Annotated in this window: 1 pseudogene; it reads right to left on the reverse strand. The window is 67.5% G+C overall.

What is annotated here, in order from left to right:
• Window positions 1–594, reverse strand: a pseudogene (locus V8324_RS22265) (IS3 family transposase); the annotation flags it as partial.

The raw sequence follows: 594 nt of genomic DNA on the forward strand, positions 1-594 counted from the left end.
CTGATGTAGGTCAGGTCGGCCAGCCAGACCTGGTTTGGGGCCGTGGCCGTGAAGTTCCTGCGCAGCCTGTTCGGTGCGATCGGATAGTTGTGCCGGCTGTCGGGCGTGCGCACCCGGCGCGGGATTGCGGCCAGTCCACGCAGGCCGGCATGGCGCATGAGACGCGCGACACGGTGGCGCCCGACGCATCGACCGGCAGCCCGCAGAGCTGCATGGACGCGAGGCGCACCGTAGCATCCACCCCTTTCCGCGTGCGCGCAACGGATATCGTTTAGTAAGGCCCGGTTCTCGATACTGCGCCGGCTCTCCGCGCGGCGGCGCCAAGCATAGTGTCCACTGACCGAGACGCCGAGCACGGCACAGATGGTGCGCACGGGCCAGATATGACGATGCTCATCCACGAACCCGAAGCTCATCGGGTGGCCGCGCCGAAGAGTGAGCCTGCGAACGCCACCGGTCCGAGAGAGCAGGCGAACGCGGCTTTTTTTTAGATGTCGCGCTCCGTCCGGGCCTTTTGTAGCTCCCGTCTCAACCGGGCATTCTCCGCCGCCAAGTCGGCCGGGGACGGGCCCTGTGCCTGCGTGGTGGGGCGCG

The sequence above is a fragment of the Roseovarius sp. D22-M7 genome, from assembly GCF_037083785.1.
Lineage (GTDB): Bacteria > Pseudomonadota > Alphaproteobacteria > Rhodobacterales > Rhodobacteraceae > Roseovarius.